The 15884-nt window shown below is 65.4% G+C and carries 14 protein-coding genes; 8 read left to right on the plus strand and 6 right to left on the minus strand.

Annotated elements, in window-relative coordinates; all coding sequences use genetic code 11:
• Window positions 1–117: 117 nt before the first annotated feature.
• The 4 genes from Sa4125_RS17625 to Sa4125_RS17640 form a co-directional block, all read right to left on the minus strand.
• Window positions 118–1032 carry a cytochrome c gene (locus tag Sa4125_RS17625; protein ID WP_223999994.1) on the minus strand — a complete coding sequence of 305 codons (915 nt, stop codon included), beginning with the start codon at window positions 1030–1032 and terminating at the stop codon, window positions 118–120.
• 125 nt (window positions 1033–1157) lie between these two features.
• Window positions 1158–1619 carry a cytochrome c gene (locus Sa4125_RS17630; protein WP_223999996.1) on the minus strand — a complete coding sequence of 154 codons (462 nt, stop codon included), beginning with the start codon at window positions 1617–1619 and terminating at the stop codon, window positions 1158–1160.
• A gap of 237 nt (window positions 1620–1856) precedes the next feature.
• Window positions 1857–2459 carry a superoxide dismutase gene (locus Sa4125_RS17635; protein WP_223999998.1) on the minus strand — a complete coding sequence of 201 codons (603 nt, stop codon included), beginning with the start codon at window positions 2457–2459 and terminating at the stop codon, window positions 1857–1859.
• 153 nt (window positions 2460–2612) lie between these two features.
• Window positions 2613–3488, minus strand: coding sequence for a branched-chain amino acid aminotransferase (locus tag Sa4125_RS17640; RefSeq protein ID WP_223999999.1), 876 nt, complete (start codon window positions 3486–3488; stop codon window positions 2613–2615).
• Between the two features lie 182 nt (window positions 3489–3670).
• Here Sa4125_RS17640 and Sa4125_RS17645 point away from each other — a divergent pair, with 182 nt between their 5' ends.
• Window positions 3671–4333, plus strand: coding sequence for a haloacid dehalogenase type II (locus Sa4125_RS17645; protein ID WP_224000000.1), 663 nt, complete (start codon window positions 3671–3673; stop codon window positions 4331–4333).
• A gap of 279 nt (window positions 4334–4612) precedes the next feature.
• On the plus strand, window positions 4613–5323 hold the full coding sequence (locus Sa4125_RS17650) for a L,D-transpeptidase (RefSeq protein ID WP_224000001.1): 711 nt from the start codon (window positions 4613–4615) through the stop codon (window positions 5321–5323).
• A 40-nt stretch (window positions 5324–5363) separates the two neighbouring features.
• On the opposite strand, the gene Sa4125_RS17655 is transcribed toward Sa4125_RS17650, so the two are convergent.
• Together Sa4125_RS17655 and Sa4125_RS17660 are read right to left on the minus strand one after the other, a co-directional pair.
• Window positions 5364–5627: a TM2 domain-containing protein gene (locus Sa4125_RS17655; RefSeq protein ID WP_224000002.1), complete on the minus strand. Its 264-nt coding sequence runs from the start codon at window positions 5625–5627 to the stop codon at window positions 5364–5366.
• A 58-nt stretch (window positions 5628–5685) separates the two neighbouring features.
• Window positions 5686–7371, minus strand: a complete 1686-nt coding sequence (locus tag Sa4125_RS17660) for a helicase HerA-like domain-containing protein (protein WP_224000003.1) — start codon at window positions 7369–7371, stop codon at window positions 5686–5688.
• Between Sa4125_RS17660 and Sa4125_RS17665 the strand changes: the two genes are divergently transcribed.
• From Sa4125_RS17665 to Sa4125_RS17690, 6 genes are all read left to right on the plus strand, one after another.
• Window positions 7360–7923 carry a hypothetical protein gene (locus Sa4125_RS17665; RefSeq protein WP_224000010.1) on the plus strand — a complete coding sequence of 188 codons (564 nt, stop codon included), beginning with the start codon at window positions 7360–7362 and terminating at the stop codon, window positions 7921–7923. The genes Sa4125_RS17660 and Sa4125_RS17665 overlap by 12 nt on opposite strands.
• Window positions 7924–8137: 214 nt before the next feature.
• Window positions 8138–9814, plus strand: a complete 1677-nt coding sequence (locus Sa4125_RS17670) for an HWE histidine kinase domain-containing protein (RefSeq protein WP_224000012.1) — start codon at window positions 8138–8140, stop codon at window positions 9812–9814.
• A 92-nt stretch (window positions 9815–9906) separates the two neighbouring features.
• Complete coding sequence (locus Sa4125_RS17675) at window positions 9907–11352, plus strand: methylmalonyl-CoA mutase family protein (RefSeq protein WP_224000014.1); 1446 nt, start codon at window positions 9907–9909, stop codon at window positions 11350–11352.
• Window positions 11349–13511, plus strand: a complete 2163-nt coding sequence (gene scpA, locus Sa4125_RS17680) for a methylmalonyl-CoA mutase (RefSeq protein WP_224000016.1) — start codon at window positions 11349–11351, stop codon at window positions 13509–13511. Before Sa4125_RS17675 ends, scpA begins: the two co-directional genes overlap by 4 nt.
• Before the next feature lie 170 nt (window positions 13512–13681).
• Complete coding sequence (locus tag Sa4125_RS17685) at window positions 13682–14578, plus strand: type I restriction enzyme HsdR N-terminal domain-containing protein (protein ID WP_224000018.1); 897 nt, start codon at window positions 13682–13684, stop codon at window positions 14576–14578.
• Entirely contained in the window at window positions 14565–15848 is a 1284-nt protein-coding gene (locus Sa4125_RS17690) for an IS66 family transposase (protein WP_223998294.1), read from the plus strand. Before Sa4125_RS17685 ends, Sa4125_RS17690 begins: the two co-directional genes overlap by 14 nt.
• Window positions 15849–15884 lie beyond the last annotated feature (36 nt).

Below are 15884 nucleotides of genomic sequence, written 5' to 3' on the forward strand. Positions count from 1 at the left end.
GGAGACGGCTTGGCAACCGGTCGCCTCCCCTTCCCCGGTTATTCCGGCCTTGAGCCGGGGTGACGACGCCGGAGCGGCGATCATGCCCCCCGCACGGCATCCCGCGTGGTTGATCCGCTACGGCGCCGGCACGGCCTTCAGATACGCCGCGATGGCCTCGCGATCGCCCGCCGGCAGCTTGGCGAGGTTCTTCTGCACCTCGACCATCGCGCCGCCGACGGAGTCGAAGTCGGGCGTGAAGCCGGTCTCTAAGTAGTAGGCGATGTCCGCTTCGGACCACGCGCCGATCCCCGTCTCGGACGAGGTGATGTCGGGCACCTTGCCCTCGCCCTCGGGATTGGGCGCGCCGGCAAGCCAGCGCGTCCTGTCGAGACCGCCGGCACCGCCATAGAGCCGGGGCGTGTGGCACTCGCCGCAATGGCCGGGGCCTTCCGCCAGGTACTGGCCGCGCTTCACCTGCTCCGATGCGTCGGCCGGAAGCGCGACGACGGGATCGGGGTCGAGAAAAGCCAGCTGCCACAACCCGACGCCGCGGCGGATGTTGAAGGGGAAGGACAGGACGTTGTCCGCTGCCCTGCCCTCCACCGGCGGCAACGTCTTCATGTAGGCGAAGAGGTCGGCGACATCGCCCTTCGTCATGCGCGCATAGGACGTATAGGGAAAGGCCGGATAGAGATGGGTGCCGTCGGGACCGACGCCGCGTTGCATCGCATTGGCGAAATCGGCAAGGCTCCAGTCGCCGATGCCGTCCGCGGGGTCGGTCGAGATGTTGGGCGCGTGAAAAGTGCCGAAGGACGTGACCAGCGGCGCGCCGCCGCCGAGACGCAACTGCGCCTCGCCCTCGCTTTTCGCCGGCGCGTGGCAGGAGACGCAGCCGCCGGCCCAGAAGACGGTAGCGCCGCGCGCGGCGTCGCCGCTGCCGTCGGCAGCGATCTCGCTCGCCTCCAGCCGGCGCGGCATGGTGAGGACGTAGAACACTCCCGCTGCGATGACGACGACAGCCATCAGGCCGAGGAGCAACCGCTTCTGCATGAATTCTGCCTCACCGATCGCTGTGCTGACAAACCGGCGCTGCTCATGGGCGTCGGTCGGATGGCCCCGATGGCCCCGCTCCCGTCTTTTCGGCGAGAGAAGGAGACCGCCGGCGCCAGGTCGACCTAGTTATCGACGCGAAACTCTTCATGGCAGCCCTTGCAGTTCTGCGCGACGCTGGCAAACGCCGGCTTGAAGGCGTCGAGGCTCTCGGGCTTGGTCGCCGCAGCGGCGGCGATGTCGCCCTCGAACTTGGCGAGCTCGGCCTTGAACTCCTCGGGCTTCGTCCAGATCGCCGGAGCGGCCTCGGTCTTGCCACCGGTCTTGCTGTCCTCTGGAAAGTGGGTGCCGAACTCCTTGGCATTGCTCGCCATGACAGTGAAGACCGCCGCCGCCTTGGCCGCATCGAAGGCGACCTCGCCCTTCAGCATCTGGCCGGCAGCCTTGGCAGCGCCGCCGATGTTCTTCATCGCCTCCTGGCGCTGCTTGATCACGTCGAGATTCTGCGCGCCGGCCGGAAGAACGGCCAGAGCGCCAGCAGAAGCTGCGACAAGGGCGGCGGCGAAAGCGAGAGATTGAACGTTCATGAGGGGGCTCCAAAGGACCATCCGCGGCGCGGAGGAGAGGCTGCACTACAGCATGGATGCCCTGTTTGACCGGCCATGCAAGTCGCGGGAACTGTCACTTCGCGGTGAGGCGAATGTGGTCGGCGCGACGTCCGCGGCGTGCGCGCGCTCGCAACCGTCTACTCGCCGACCCTTCGGCACCAAAAGGCCCCGGCGTTACCGCCGGGGCCTCGCGTCAAAACTCGAGAGCGTCGTGGTTCAGGCGCCGGTGCCTTCGTACATCTCCAGCACGTGATCCCAGTCGATCAGACTGTCGACGAAAGCCTCCAGGTACTTCGGCCGGGCATTGCGGTAGTCGATGTAGTAGGAATGCTCCCACACGTCGACGCCGAGGATCGGCTTGGCGCCATGCACCAGCGGGTTTTCGCCGTTCGGGGTCTTCATGATCGACAGCTTGCCGTCCTTGACCGCGACCCAGGCCCAGCCCGAGCCGAACTGGCCCTTGCCGGCGTCCATGAAGTCGGTACGGAACTTGTCATAGCCGCCGAGATCGCTGTCGAAGGCGGTCTGCAACTTGCCTGGCAGGCTCTTGCCGCCGCCGCCCTTCTTCATCCACTTCCAGAAGTGGATGTGGTTGTAGTGCTGGGCGGCATTGTTGAAGAGCGGCTGATTCTTGCCATAGGACTGCATGACCACCTCCTCGACCGAGGCGTCGCCCATGCCGGCTTCGGCGGCGAGCTTGTTGCCCATCTCGACATAGGCGTTGTGGTGCTTGTCATGATGGTATTCGAGGGTCTCCTTCGACATGAAGGGAGCGAGCGCCTCGTAATCGTAGGGCAGTTCGGGAAGCGTGAAAGCCATGCGGTGTCTCCTTCTCAGATCATTCAGGTCTCATGGGCAGCGCGCCCGCCGACCGGCGTTGCAGAGCCCATGGGAAGCATGTGGGTAAGCTAGGGTCCGGGCCGGCGAAGGCCATGCGGCCCGTCCCTCCCGGCGAAAGATTTCCGCGGTCCGCTAGGCCGCCTTGGCCAGCGAGCCGCGCGCAAACGCCCAGTAGAGCTCGCGCGAGCGTTCGCAGACGGGCCCCGGCTGCAGCGAGCGTCCCTCGAAGCCCGTCACCGCCACGACCTTGGAATGGTTGCCGGTCGAGAAGATCTCGTCGGCGCCGAGGAAATCCTCGACCGTCAGCGTGCACTCCACGACCTCGGCGCCATCGGCGCGCAGCAAGGCGATGATCCGCTGGCGAGTGATGCCATTGAGAAACGTCCCGTTCGGCACCGGCGTCTTCACCACACCGTCGCGGACGATGAAGACGTTCGACGTCGCGGTCTCCGCGACATTGCCGGCCATGTCGCACATGAGCGCATTGTCGTAGCCGCGTGCCTTCGCCTCGAGGATCGCCCGGCCACTGTTGGGATAGAGGCAGCCGGCCTTGGCCGCGGTCGGCGCCGTCTCGGGCGTCGGGCGGCGGAAGGGCGAAACGCCGAGGGTGAAGCCCGAGGACGGGATCATCGGCGATTCGTAGAGGCTGAGGGCGAAGCGCGTCGAGATCGGATCGGCTGGAACACCCATGTAGCCGCCCGCCTCCGCCCAATACATCGGGCGGATATAGACCGCCGTCTCGCCGCCGAACTTCGCCAGCCCCTCATGCGTCAGCCGCACGATCTCGTCCGCGGCGACGCTTGCCTCGAGCCCGAGCGCCAGCGCGGATCGGTTGACGCGCGCGGCGTGGCGATCGAGGTCGGGCGACATTCCCTCGAACCAGCGGGCGCCGTCGAAGACGGTGCTGCCGAGCCACATCGCATGGCTGCGCGGGCCGATGAGGCCGGGATTGCCCTCCAGCCACTCGCCGTCGACGAAGGTGAAGGTCGGGCTGAGTTCCTGTGCCATGCTGGATCCTTTCCGGGGCCGCACCTGGCGTGCCGGAGCGCCCGCCGCCGGCGTCGGGCCATGCCACCGGAGCTGCCGATGGGTGCCGTCATGCCACGCGGGACCTGCGGGGAAAAGCCCTTCCTCTCGCCAATGTTTGGACTATGACAGAACGGTAAGTGGGCGCCTGGGGAGAATTCGCTGTGCATTCGGTCTATGTTTTCGACGCCTACGGCACCCTGTTCGATACCGGCGCCGCGGTCGCCCGCCATGCCGCCGATCTCGGCGAGGAAGGGCGGCGGCTTGCCGACATCTGGCGCCGCAAGCAGCTCGAATATTCCTGGATCCGAACGCTGATGGGCGACGCCTCCCGCGATTTCTGGACCCTGACCGAAGATGCTCTCGACTTCGCGCTCGCAAAAATGCCGGCGGTCGACGGCGCCATGCGCGGCCGGCTGCTCGAGGCCTACCGCGATCTCGATTGCTTCGAGGAGGTGCCGCAGACACTGCGCGTCCTGAAGGACGGCGGCGCACGCCTGGCGATCCTGTCCAACGGCTCGCGGCAGATGCTGGACCGCGCCATTCGTTCGGCCAAGATCGACCATCTGCTCGACGCCGTGCTGTCGGCCGAGGACGTCGGTCGCTACAAGACGGCGCCGGAGATCTACGATCTCGTCACCACGACCTTCCGCCTCTATCCGGACGCGGTGTCGTTCCAGTCGTCGAACCGCTGGGACATCGCCGGGGCGACGCGCTTCGGCTTCAACACGGTCTGGATCAACCGCGGCAACGAGCCGGACGAATATCCCGACCTGCAGCCGAACGCGATCCTGCCCGATCTCCGGGGCCTTGCCGGCATGCTCTGACAGGATTTCGGCGATTGACGGGGCGGATCTTGAAGGACCGCCGGGCAATCAAACGCAGACTGACCGGACTGCCGTCACTGGCGTCACTGCTTGGTACCCGCGCCGGCAGGCCGGTGACACCGCCGCCCGAATAGCGTTGCCGCAATGCAACAGCCTGGCCAGAACGGGTCCCCGCAGCGCAACCAACCGGCCTGCCGCCATGTTCGAGGCCCAAGCCGGCATAACGATCACCCGATCGTCGCGCTGCCATGCATCAAAAATCTCCGGAACAGGCATTTCATGAACGATCAGATTCGAGGTCGCGGTTTGACGCGGCGCCATCTTCTCATGGGGATGGGCCTTTCGGCGGCCGCCGCCGTTGCCGGCTGCACGAGCTCAGGTTCGCGCGCCCGCATTCTCGAAGGGCGCGCCGGCCCGGGCGGCAGCATGAGAGATCCTGCCTTTCTGAGCATGTACGGCCCGATCGAGGACGGCGGCTATCTCATTCCGCCGATCGATCCAAAACTCGTCGACCCGATGTTCTTTCGCCAGGAGGTCGCCAACATGACCGGCGAGGCGCCGGGGACGATGGTGATCGATACCGCCAACCGCTTCGCCTATTTCACGCAACCCGGCGGTCGGGCGATGCGCTACGGCGTCGGCATCGGCCGCGAGGGATTCTCGTGGAGCGGCCGTGCCATTGTCCGCTTCAAGAGGAAATGGCCGACATGGACGCCACCGTCGGAAATGGTCGACCGCCAGCCCGAGCTGGAAGTCTATCGCAACGGCATGGAGCCCGGGCTGAAGAACCCGCTGGGCGCCCGCGCGCTCTACCTGTTCCAGAACGGCGTGGACACGCTGTACCGTCTGCATGGAACGCCGGAATACTGGACCATCGGCAAGGCGGTGTCGTCGGGCTGCGTGCGGTTCATGAACCACGACATCATAGACCTCTATGACCGCGTTCCCGACGGCACGCCCGTCGTCGTCATCCAGAGCGGCATGGCCTGAGAGACGGGCCGGCGCTGATCCGCGCCGGCCACCTCACACCTTAGCCGCGTGACAGAGCGCGCTCGCGCTCCATTCTGTCGATCCGGCTCTCCAGTGCGCCCTCGCGCAGCATCGAGGGGATCAGGAACAGGTCGATCAACTGACCGATGCCGAGAAGGCCGAAGGTCAGGAGCCAGAGAAGGCCTGTCCAGGGTCGGCCGAGATAGAAGCGGTGGAGACCGCAAAGGCCGGCAAAGCACAGAAGCCAGAGGATGAAAGCGGCAGGAGCGGAGCGCATGGGGCGTGGGTCCAGGGTGTTGGTCATGATCCTGATATAGGATGGCGCCTCCAGGATTTTGAGACCTCCGCCGCCAGGCGGGCGCCTATCGCCCTCTTTTCAGGCTGCCGAGCACGCCGCGCAGGATCGCGCTGGTGACGGTCGACGCCACGGTCCGCCCGACCTGCTTCATCACCGTCTCGGTCAGCGTCTGGCGCTGATAGCCGGACGATTGTCGGCGCGGCGCCGCGGGCCGGCGCCGGGTCTGCGGCTCCTCCTCCACTTCCTCCACGTCGTCGCGCCCTCCCCCGCCAAGGCCGAAATCGGGCAGTTGGAAACCGGTGCGGGTGCGCCGGACAGGCGCCTCCCGGTCCTCCTCTTCGGCGCGCTGGCGTGCGCCTTCCGCGCGGCGCTGCGATTCGGCTGACCGAGCCGTCGCCTTCGCCTCCGCCTCCGCCCGCCGCTGCTCCGCTTCCTGGCGCAATTCCGCCTCGGCCCGCCCGACGAGCAGCTCATAGGCCGATTCAGGATCGATGGTTTCGTCGTAGAGGCCTGCGACCGGACTTCTCGCCATGATCTCCGACCGCTCCTCGTCGGAGATCGGCCCGAGGCGCCCGGCCGGCGGGCGGATCTTGGTGCGCTCGACGATCGACGGCACGCCGCCCTTCTGCAGCGTCGAAACGAGCGCCTCGCCGACGCCGAGCTGGGTGATCGCCTCGTAGACGTCGAAGTCGGGATTGGCGCGGAACGTCTCGGCCGCGGTCTTCACCGCCTTCTGCTCACGCGGCGTATAGGCGCGGAGCGCATGCTGCACCCGGTTGCCGAGCTGGGCAAGAACCGCGTCCGGCACGTCGAGCGGGTTCTGCGTGACGAAATAGATGCCGACGCCCTTCGAACGGATCAGCTTCACGACCTGCTCGATCCGGTCGGTCAAAACCTTCGGCGCGCCATCGAACAGGAGATGCGCCTCGTCGAAGAAGAAGACGAGCTTCGGCTTGTCGGAGTCGCCGATCTCCGGCAATTCCTCGAACAGTTCCGACAAGAGCCAGAGCAGGAAGGTCGCGTAGAGCCGCGGGTTCATCATCAGCTTGTCGGCGGCGAGCACGTTGACATAGCCGCGGCCGTCGCGGTCGGTGCGCATCAGGTCGGCGATCTTCACCGCGGGCTCGCCGAAGAAGTCGGCCGCGCCCTGCTGCTCGAGGACCAGCAGCGAACGCTGGATCGCACCGACCGACTGTTTGGCGACATTGCCGTAGAGCCGCGAAATCTCCTCGGCATTCTCGGCGACATGCCCGAGCATGGCCTGGAGGTCCTTCAGATCGAGAAGGAGCAGCCCTTCCTCGTCGGCGATCTTGAAGGCGATGTTGAGAACGCCCTCCTGCGCCTCCGAGAGGTTCATCAGCCGTGCCAGGAGGAGCGGACCCATCTCGGCCACCGTCGACCGGATGCGGTGCCCCTTCTCGCAGAAAATGTCCCAGAACATCACGGGATAGGAGTCGAGATAGTAGGGATCGAGGCCGATCTCCGCGGCGCGGGCGGTCAGAAAGTCCTTGGGCTCGCCGCGCATGGCGATGCCCGAGAGATCGCCCTTGATATCGGCACAGAAGACCGGCACGCCCGCTTCCGAAAATCCTTCGGCGAGAATCTGGAGCGTGACCGTCTTGCCGGTACCGGTTGCGCCCGTCACGAGGCCGTGCCGGTTGGCCAGCGGCAGATGCAGATACTCGCCCTGCGCGACCGCGCCATCGCCCGTATGGCTGGCGCCGAGAAATATCTTGCCTTGCTCGAGCATCCGTTCTCTCCCGTCCCCTGCAACGCTAATAAGCAGAGCCGGCCAAGCGAAACAATCCGGCTGCTCGACGCCATCAATTGCCGCATCGTCGTTTGCGATTGCCTCCGCGCGGCGGCTTTGACATGGTCGCCGAGATTCGGCGCCTTGCGCCGTCAACGGACGAAGGAAGTTTACCGGATGCAGGAAGTTCTGAACCGTATCGCGGCCGAGACCGGCCTGACGCCGGAAAAGGCGATGGAGGCCGTCGGCCACATCCTGAACTACATGAAAAACGAGGCGACCGATCCGGCCGTCGAGACGATGATCGCCGAGACTCCTGGCGCGGATACGGCCATGGCGGCCGCCGGCGGCAACGGCGTGATGGGCAGCGTCATGGGCGCCTTCGGCGGTGGCATCATGGCGCTCGGCGCCAAGCTGATGGGCATGGGCCTCGACATGGGCCAGATCCGCATGATCGCGACCGAACTCGTCGCCTATGCCAAGGCCAATGCCGGCGCCGAGACCGTGGACCGCGTCATCGCCACGACCCCCGGCCTCGCTCAGTTCGCCTGACCCGGCCGGCGTCACCCGCACAGCAAGACCTGCCGGCGCGCCCTTTCCGCGCGCCGGCCTCGACGGCCGGCCGCGCATCGCTTGCGGCGTGGTGGCGAAATTTGGCCGGATTGTCGCTTTGCCCGACGGAAGCCGCATCCGTGAGCCATCATGACACCTTCGCCCGGGTCAGTGACATCATCCGGGCCTCTCGGACGATAGAGCAAAGCACGCAATGACGCAGGTGTTGAATACGGCGCGCACGAAAGGCGTCATGCGCCATCTCCGGCTTTCGCGGATGATGCGACGCCCGCCGCTGCTGGTGCACCTCGCCGGCTTTGCCCTCATCGTGCTGATACCGGCGCTCCTCTTCAGCGCGTTCCTGATCCTGCAGTTCTCCCAGCAGCAGAAGGAGATCGCCGCGACCCAGGCGGTGGATGCCGCCGGGATCATCTCGGACGCGATCGACCGGGAAATCTACGGCCTGTTGACGGCAGCCAAGGTGCTCGCCTCCTCCTCGCTGATCGACGAGAAGAACCTGGCGGAGTTCCATCGGCGGACGATCGCCGCCCTCGCCTCGACGCGGACCGATGCGACGCTGGTCGATCCATCCCTCCACGTCGTCGTCGATACCCGCTCGCCCTGGGGGCAGGCGCCTTTCGTCGAGGCGAATACGGACGCGGCGGAGACGGTTTTCCGCTCACGTCTGCCGCACGTGTCCGACGTCTTCTTCGCCGAACGCTCGGGCGCTCTGGCGTTTCAGATCGCGGTCCCAGTGGTGCGCGGCGAGCAGGTCGTCTTCGTCCTCGCCATCACCAAGAAGACCCGCGACCTCGGCACCGTGATCGCGGAAAGAAACCTGCCGACGCCCTGGACGGCCATCATCAAGGACCGCGCCGGACACAAGGTGATCGCCGCCCTCGCCAGTAACGGGCGCGTGCGCGAGAGTGAAACGACGTCGAACACGCCCTCGCTGGCAGAAGTCGGCGGCGAACTGCATGAGGATCTGATCGAGGCCTCCTACAGCTCGGTCCTGACCGGCTGGACGACACTCGTGGCGCTGCCCGATGCCGTGATCGGCCAGCCGATCTTGCGCTCATGGCTCCTTCTCGTGGGCACGGGCGTCCTTCTTCTGTTGTTCAGCGCCGGCCTTGCCGTCTTCGTCGGCCGGCGGATCGCCGCGCCGATCCTGTTTCTGGCCGACCAGGCGAAGGCGATCGGCCGGGGCGGCCCGGCCATGCCGATCCGGACCAACATCGAGGAGGTTGCCGAGGTCTCGAAGGTCCTCGCCCAGGCGTCGCGCGAGCGCCGCGAAGCCGAGGAGCAGAACCAGTTCCTGATGCGCGAGATGAGCCACCGCGCCAAGAACCAGTATGCGCTCATCGCCGCCATCGCCCGCCGAGCCGCCAAGGAAAGCGCCTCCACCAACGAGTTTCTGGAAACCCTGTCGGAGGCGCTGAACTCGCTGGCACGCTCCGCCGATCTTCTTGCCGGCCGCGGATGGGAGAGCGCCTCGCTGGACGATCTCGTGACCAGCCAGCTAAAGGCCTTCGGCGCCGGCAACAGCGAGCGGATCGAGACACACGGTCCCGCCGTCAGCCTGTCGTCGGCCGCCGCGCAGACCCTTGGTCTCGCCCTCCACGAACTGGCGACGAACGCGGCGAAATACGGCGCCCTCTCGGTCGACGGTGGCTATATCAGGCTCGACTGGTCGCTCGGCGAGACCTTCGTCCTCAACTGGAGCGAACACGGCGGCCCGCTCGTGACCGAGCCGAAACGCTCAGGCTTCGGCACGCTGGTAACGCAGAAGATGACCGCCCGCGGGCTCGGTGGCGAGGTCGACATGGCCTATGCGCCGACAGGCGTGGTGTGGAAGCTGACGGCGCCCCGCGAGGCCATCCTCGCGCACTGAGCGGGCAAGACGCCAAATGCGTGGCCCTTAGCCGAAGGAAGCGTTTCCGCCGGCCCCGCTCTGCCCTATGACTGGACGGGGAGGACATGCCGATGGGAGACAACGGGGTGGCGACGCAGTTCGCCGACCGCAACGAGGCCGAGTGGCGGGCGGTCGCCGAAAAGGCCTTGGCCGGCGCCGGCTTCGAAACGCTCGTGTCCCGCAGCGACGACGGCATCGCCTACGGCCCGCTCTATCCCCGCCGGACGCCGGCGATGCCGATCGCGGGCCGCGCCGCGGGCACGGGCTGGACGATCGTCCAGCCGCTCGACGATCCCGACCCCTCCCGCGCGAATACCCAGGCGCTCGTCGATCTCGAAGCCGGCGCCGAGGCGCTGTCCCTCTGCTTCGAGGGTGCCGCCGCGTCGCGCGGGTTCGGCCTGAAGCTGGAGGACGAGACCCTCGCCACCGCGCTGGACGGCGTGCTGCTCGACATCGTCCACATCCGCGTCGAACCCCATCCGCAGGGCAGCGAAGCCCTCGCCGCGCTCCTCCGCCTTGCGGCGCGGCGCGGCCTCTCACCGTCGGCGCTGAGCATCGATGCCGGCATCGACATGGTCGGTCCGCTCGCCTTTTCCGGCCGGTTCCCCGATGACGATCGCGCGCTGCGGGCGGGTTGCGGCGCGCTGGCCAGGTCGCGGGCCGACGATGGCATGGGAGGAAGAACCGTCGAAGCCGACGGCCGTGTCTATCATGATGCCGGTGCGAGCGAGGCGCAGGAGCTCGGCGCGGTCCTTGCGACGGCCGTCTGGCATCTTCGCGCCCTCGTCGGCGCGGGCATGGCGCCCGGTGCCGCCGCCGATGCGATCGGCTTCACCCTTGCCGCCGACCAGCAGCAGTTTCTCGTCATGGCCAAGCTGCGCGCCTTGCGCCTCCTCTGGCGCCGCGTGCTCGATCTGTCGGGCGTCGCTTCGCCGGCACCGGCGCGGCTGCATGTCGAAACGTCCTACCGGATGATGACGGCGCACGATCCGCACGGCAACATCCTGCGCACGACGATCGCCGCCTTCGCTGCCGCCACCGGCGGCGCCGATTCCATCGCCGTCCTCCCCTTCACCGCAGCAAACGGCCTCGCCGAGGCGCGCGCCCGCCGGCTCGCGCGCAACACGCAGGTGATCCTGCGCGAGGAGGCGGGGCTTGCGTGCGTCGCCGACCCCAGCGCCGGCTCGGGCGGCGTCGAGGCGCTGACGGATGCGCTGGCACGAGCCGGCTGGGACGCGTTCCGCCAGATCGAGACCGAGGGCGGCATCTTCGCCAGCCTCAAGGCCGGCATCCTGCAGGCAAGGATCGCCGAGACGCGGCAAGCACGAGAGGCGGAAATCGCCGCAGGACGCCACGCCATCATCGGCGTGACGCACTACCCGCTCGGCAAGACACAGGCCGCGCCGCTGCTGACGACGCGTGAAGAGGCGCGGACCGGCGATGCTGGAGATGCCCCACCTGCCGTCCTGCCGCTGCAGGCAACCAGACTCGCCGCCACCCCGGAGGCCCATCCATGAGCTCCATTCCAGACTTCGCCGAACTGGAATGGCAGCGTCCGGAAGCGGAGCCCCTGCCTGCATCAGGCACGGATTTCGAGACGCCGGAGGGCATCGTCCTGAAGCCCGTCTATGCCGAAGCGGATCTGGCGGGCCTCGCCGCGCTCGACACGTTTCCGGGCTTTGCGCCCTTCATCCGCGGCCCCTACCCCACGATGTTCGTGCAGAAACCCTGGACCATCCGGCAATATGCCGGCTTCTCCACGGCCGAGGCATCGAACGCCTTCTACCGCCGCAACCTGGCGGCCGGGCAGAAGGGTCTCTCCGTCGCCTTCGATCTCGCCACCCATCGCGGCTATGATTCCGACCATCCGCGCGTCGCCGGCGATGTCGGCATGGCCGGCGTCGCGATCGATTCGATCATCGACATGCGCCAGCTCTTCGACGGCATCCCGCTCGGCGAGATGAGCGTGTCGATGACGATGAACGGCGCCGTGCTGCCGGTGATGGCGCTCTACATCGTCGCGGCCGAGGAACAGGGCGTGCCGCAGGAGGCGCTGTCGGGGACCATCCAGAACGACATCCTGAAGGAGTTCATGGTCCGCAACACCTACATCTACCCGCCGGCGGCCTCGATGCGCATTGTCTCGGACATCTTCGCCTATGCGTCCGAGCGCATGCCCAGATACAACTCGATCTCCATCTCCGGCTACCACATGCAGGAGGCCGGGGCGACGGCCGATCTCGAGCTTGCCTATACTCTCGCCGACGGGCTCGAATATGCCCGGGCGGGCGTCGCCGCCGGGCTCGACATCGACCGCTTCGCGCCGCGGCTCTCCTTCTTCTGGGCGACGGGCATGAACTTCTTCATGGAGGTCGCCAAGATGCGCGCCGGCCGCCTCGTCTGGGCGGAGCTGATGCAGCAGCAATTTCAGCCAAAGGACCCGCGCTCGCTGTCGCTGCGCACGCATTCCCAAACGTCCGGCTGGTCGCTGACGGCGCAGGACGTGATGAACAACGTCGTCAGAACCTGCGTCGAGGCCATGGCGGCGACCCAAGGCCACACGCAGTCGCTCCACACCAACTCCTTCGACGAGGCGCTGGCGCTGCCGACCGACGTCTCCGCCCGGATCGCCCGCAACACCCAGCACATCCTCGCGCGCGAAAGCGGCACGACGCGGATTATCGATCCCTGGGGCGGCTCGGCCTATGTCGAGAGCCTGACGCACGCGCTGGCCGAGAAGGCGCGGGCCCACATCGCCGAGGTCGAGGAGCTCGGCGGCATGGCCAAGGCGATCGAGAAGGGCCTGCCGAAGACGCGGATCGAGGAGGCCGCGGCCAAGACGCAGGCGCGCATCGATTCCGGCGCGCAGGTCGTCGTCGGCGTCAACCGCTACCGCTCCGGCAGCCTCGACGAGATCGACGTGCTCCGTGTCGACAATGCCGATGTCCGCCGGCAGCAGCTCGAAAAGCTCGTCCGCCTCAAGGAGTCGCGCGACCCGGCCGCCGTGGAAGCGTCGCTCGGCGCTCTGACGGCGGCGGCAAAAGATGGCACGGGCAACCTGCTTGCGCTGTCGATCGACGCCGCGCGTGCCCATGCGACAGTCGGCGAGATGGCGATGGCACTGGAAAAGGCCTTCGGCCGCCATGTCGCGACATCCCGGGTGATCTCGGGCGTCTACATCAGGGAGGCCGGCGCCATGTCCGAGCGCATCCAATCCATGCTGGCGCGCACCGCGCGCTTTGCCAAGGCGGAGGGGCGCCGGCCGCGCATCCTCGTCGTCAAGATGGGGCAGGACGGCCACGACCGCGGCCAGAAGGTGATCGCCTCGGCCTTCGCCGATCTCGGCTTCGACGTCGACATCGGCCCGCTGTTCCAGGCGCCGGAAGAGGCGGCACGGCAGGCGGTGGAGAACGACGTCCACATCGTCGGCGCCTCCTCGCTCGCCGCCGGCCACCTGACGCTCGTGCCGGCGCTGAAGGCGGCGCTGGAGAAGGAGGGCCGCGGCGACATCATGATCGTCGTCGGCGGCGTCATTCCGCCGCAGGATTTCCAGACCCTGCGCGAAGCCGGCGCCAGCGCCATCTTCCCGCCCGGCACGGTGATCGCCGAGGCGGCCGAGCAACTCCTCGACGAACTCGCCAACCGGCTCGGCCATGGCAGTCTCGCCGCAGAATAGGCAGCGCCGGCAAGTGAATTAGCGAACCTGGGACGTCGGGGGAAAATCTGCAAGAAAAAAATTTAAGGCTATAGAAATCACTTGCTTGAAGGCAAGCTAGATGCTGCAGTTAGCGAATAGCTATATGATACGTAAGCTCCGGCTATCGGTTTCAGTCGATTGAGGTCGCCATGGCACTTTTCCACCAAAATTACACGTTTGATGGAAAAAACGAGCAAGCAATTCGCGAGGAGCTAATTAGACCGTTTCTGACAGAATTGGGATATACACCTGAATCAGACACTCTTGTTCGGTATGAAGTTCCGCTTCGATATGAATATCACTTCTTGGGCCGAAAAAAACCTGGAAAAGATATAAAAATCGAAGGGCGATCGGATTATATAGTTGAAGTAATCCCGGCCGGGCGATGGGTTATAGAGGCAAAACCTCCCAGCGAAGCATTGACTGTTGAGCATTCGCATCAAGCTCATACCTATGCCGCCCATCCAGAAATTGCTGCAATACTATACCTAATCACAAACGGTAGAGAGTGGAAATTATACAGAACGAGCTATCCAGATAATCCAATTGCGGAGTGGCAATATGTAGATATTGATAAAATTACCCAAAATATACAGAATGTATTGAGTCCTTCGGCAATAAGGCGACTGAATAAATTTGAGATCGATCTTTCAAAACCGATCGCTAAAGGCTTACGCTCGAAACTAGAAATAAAGACTGGATATGTAGTATACGAAGAACATAAGTTTCAGCATAAAATTTTTGAAAAAGGGTCTCAAGAAGGTATTCAAAACGGAATAACTGGCGAAGGCATCAGTCGTGCAGATAATGGAGAGATTGTCGCCGTCGTCTCATTTCTCTCTGCGTACGGGACCATGCAACAATATTTTTCAGCAATGGGAATTGATAGATTAGAGTTTAGAACAGTTGATGAATATATATCTGACGATCGTAGTCGCCCCACTGTATTCACCAATCTGACTCGAGTTTCAGTCCCAAAAGGTAATTACCCACCCCCTTGTCACGGGCCGAATTCCCTGAATCCATGGACGGATGGATCGCGGTGATTTGCAGCGTCTGACGAAGGAAGAGTTGATCGATCTGGTGCTGAAGATTCAGCGTCCGGAGAAGACGTCACGCACATCCTCGAAGCCTCCGTCTAGTGACCGCAAGGAGCGCCGTGAGCAGGCAAGACCTGGCGGCGCCAAGCCCGGTCACGAAGGCCACAGCCGAGCGATGGGTGAGGATTTCGATCGGCTCGTCGATCACCGTCCCGAGCAATGCTCCTGCTGCCAGGCAGCCCTGGCCGATAGCCTTCCCGCGGAGATCGGCGGCACGTACGAGACGGTCGATCTGCCGGAGATCAAGCCGTTCGTGACGCGTCATCGCCGGCTTTCGGTTTGTTGTCCTTCCTGCGGCACGCTTGTCTCAGCGGGATTGCCCGATGCGGCAAGGGGGACGCCGTTCGGGCCGCGGCTGCATGCGGTGGCGACCTATCTTAAGACCTTCCAGGCCCTGTCCTATGAACGGCTTCAGAAAGCTCTGGCCGATCTCTTCGGCTTGCAGATCAGCCAGGGCGGGCTGATGAACATGCTGCGCCGGGCGCAGGGCACCTTCGTCGCCGACCGCGATCTCGCCATTGCCGCCCTGCGCCGCTCCAAGGTGGTGGCCTCGGACGAGACCGGCGTTCGCATCGAAGGCAGCAACGCCTTCCAATGGGTGTTTCGCTGCGATGACGCAGTCGTCCATCGTGCCGCTCCGACCCGTGGTGCCATCGTGGTCAGGACCCTGATGGACGGGCACCGGCCAAAGGTCTGGTGTTCCGATCGCTACTCTGCCCAGCAGGGACATGCCGACGCCCATCAGACCTGTCTGGCTCATCTGGCCCGCGACGTCGCCTACGCCGAACAGGCGGGCGAGGATCTGCTGCCGTCGCGGCTGCGGATCTGGCTGTCCAAGGCTTTCGCTTTGGCCAGCGGCATCACGACCTTCGCCGCATCGACCATCGTCGCCAAGCGCCGTGCACTGGAGCGAAGTCTTTCCGAGATCCTCGCCGCACCGACCTCCTGCCCTTTCGCTCGAGTGGTCCAGCACAAGTTCAGGCGAGCGCGCGACCAGCTCCTGACCTTCACTCTCTGGACCGGGATGGTCGAGGCCACCAACAACGGCTGCGAGCGCGCCCTGCGACCGGCCGTGATCCAGCGCAAGGTCACCAACGGCTATCGATCCATGTGGGCCGCCGAAGGCGAAGCTGACATCCGAACCGTCGTCGATACCGCCCGGCTGCGCCAAGGGGGCAACGTCTTCAACACAATTCTCGAGACGGTAGGCGCCTGACATTCTACGGAATGCGGGGGTGGGTAATTACCCCAA

This window comes from Aureimonas sp. SA4125 (assembly GCF_019973775.1).
Taxonomy (GTDB): domain Bacteria; phylum Pseudomonadota; class Alphaproteobacteria; order Rhizobiales; family Rhizobiaceae; genus Plantimonas.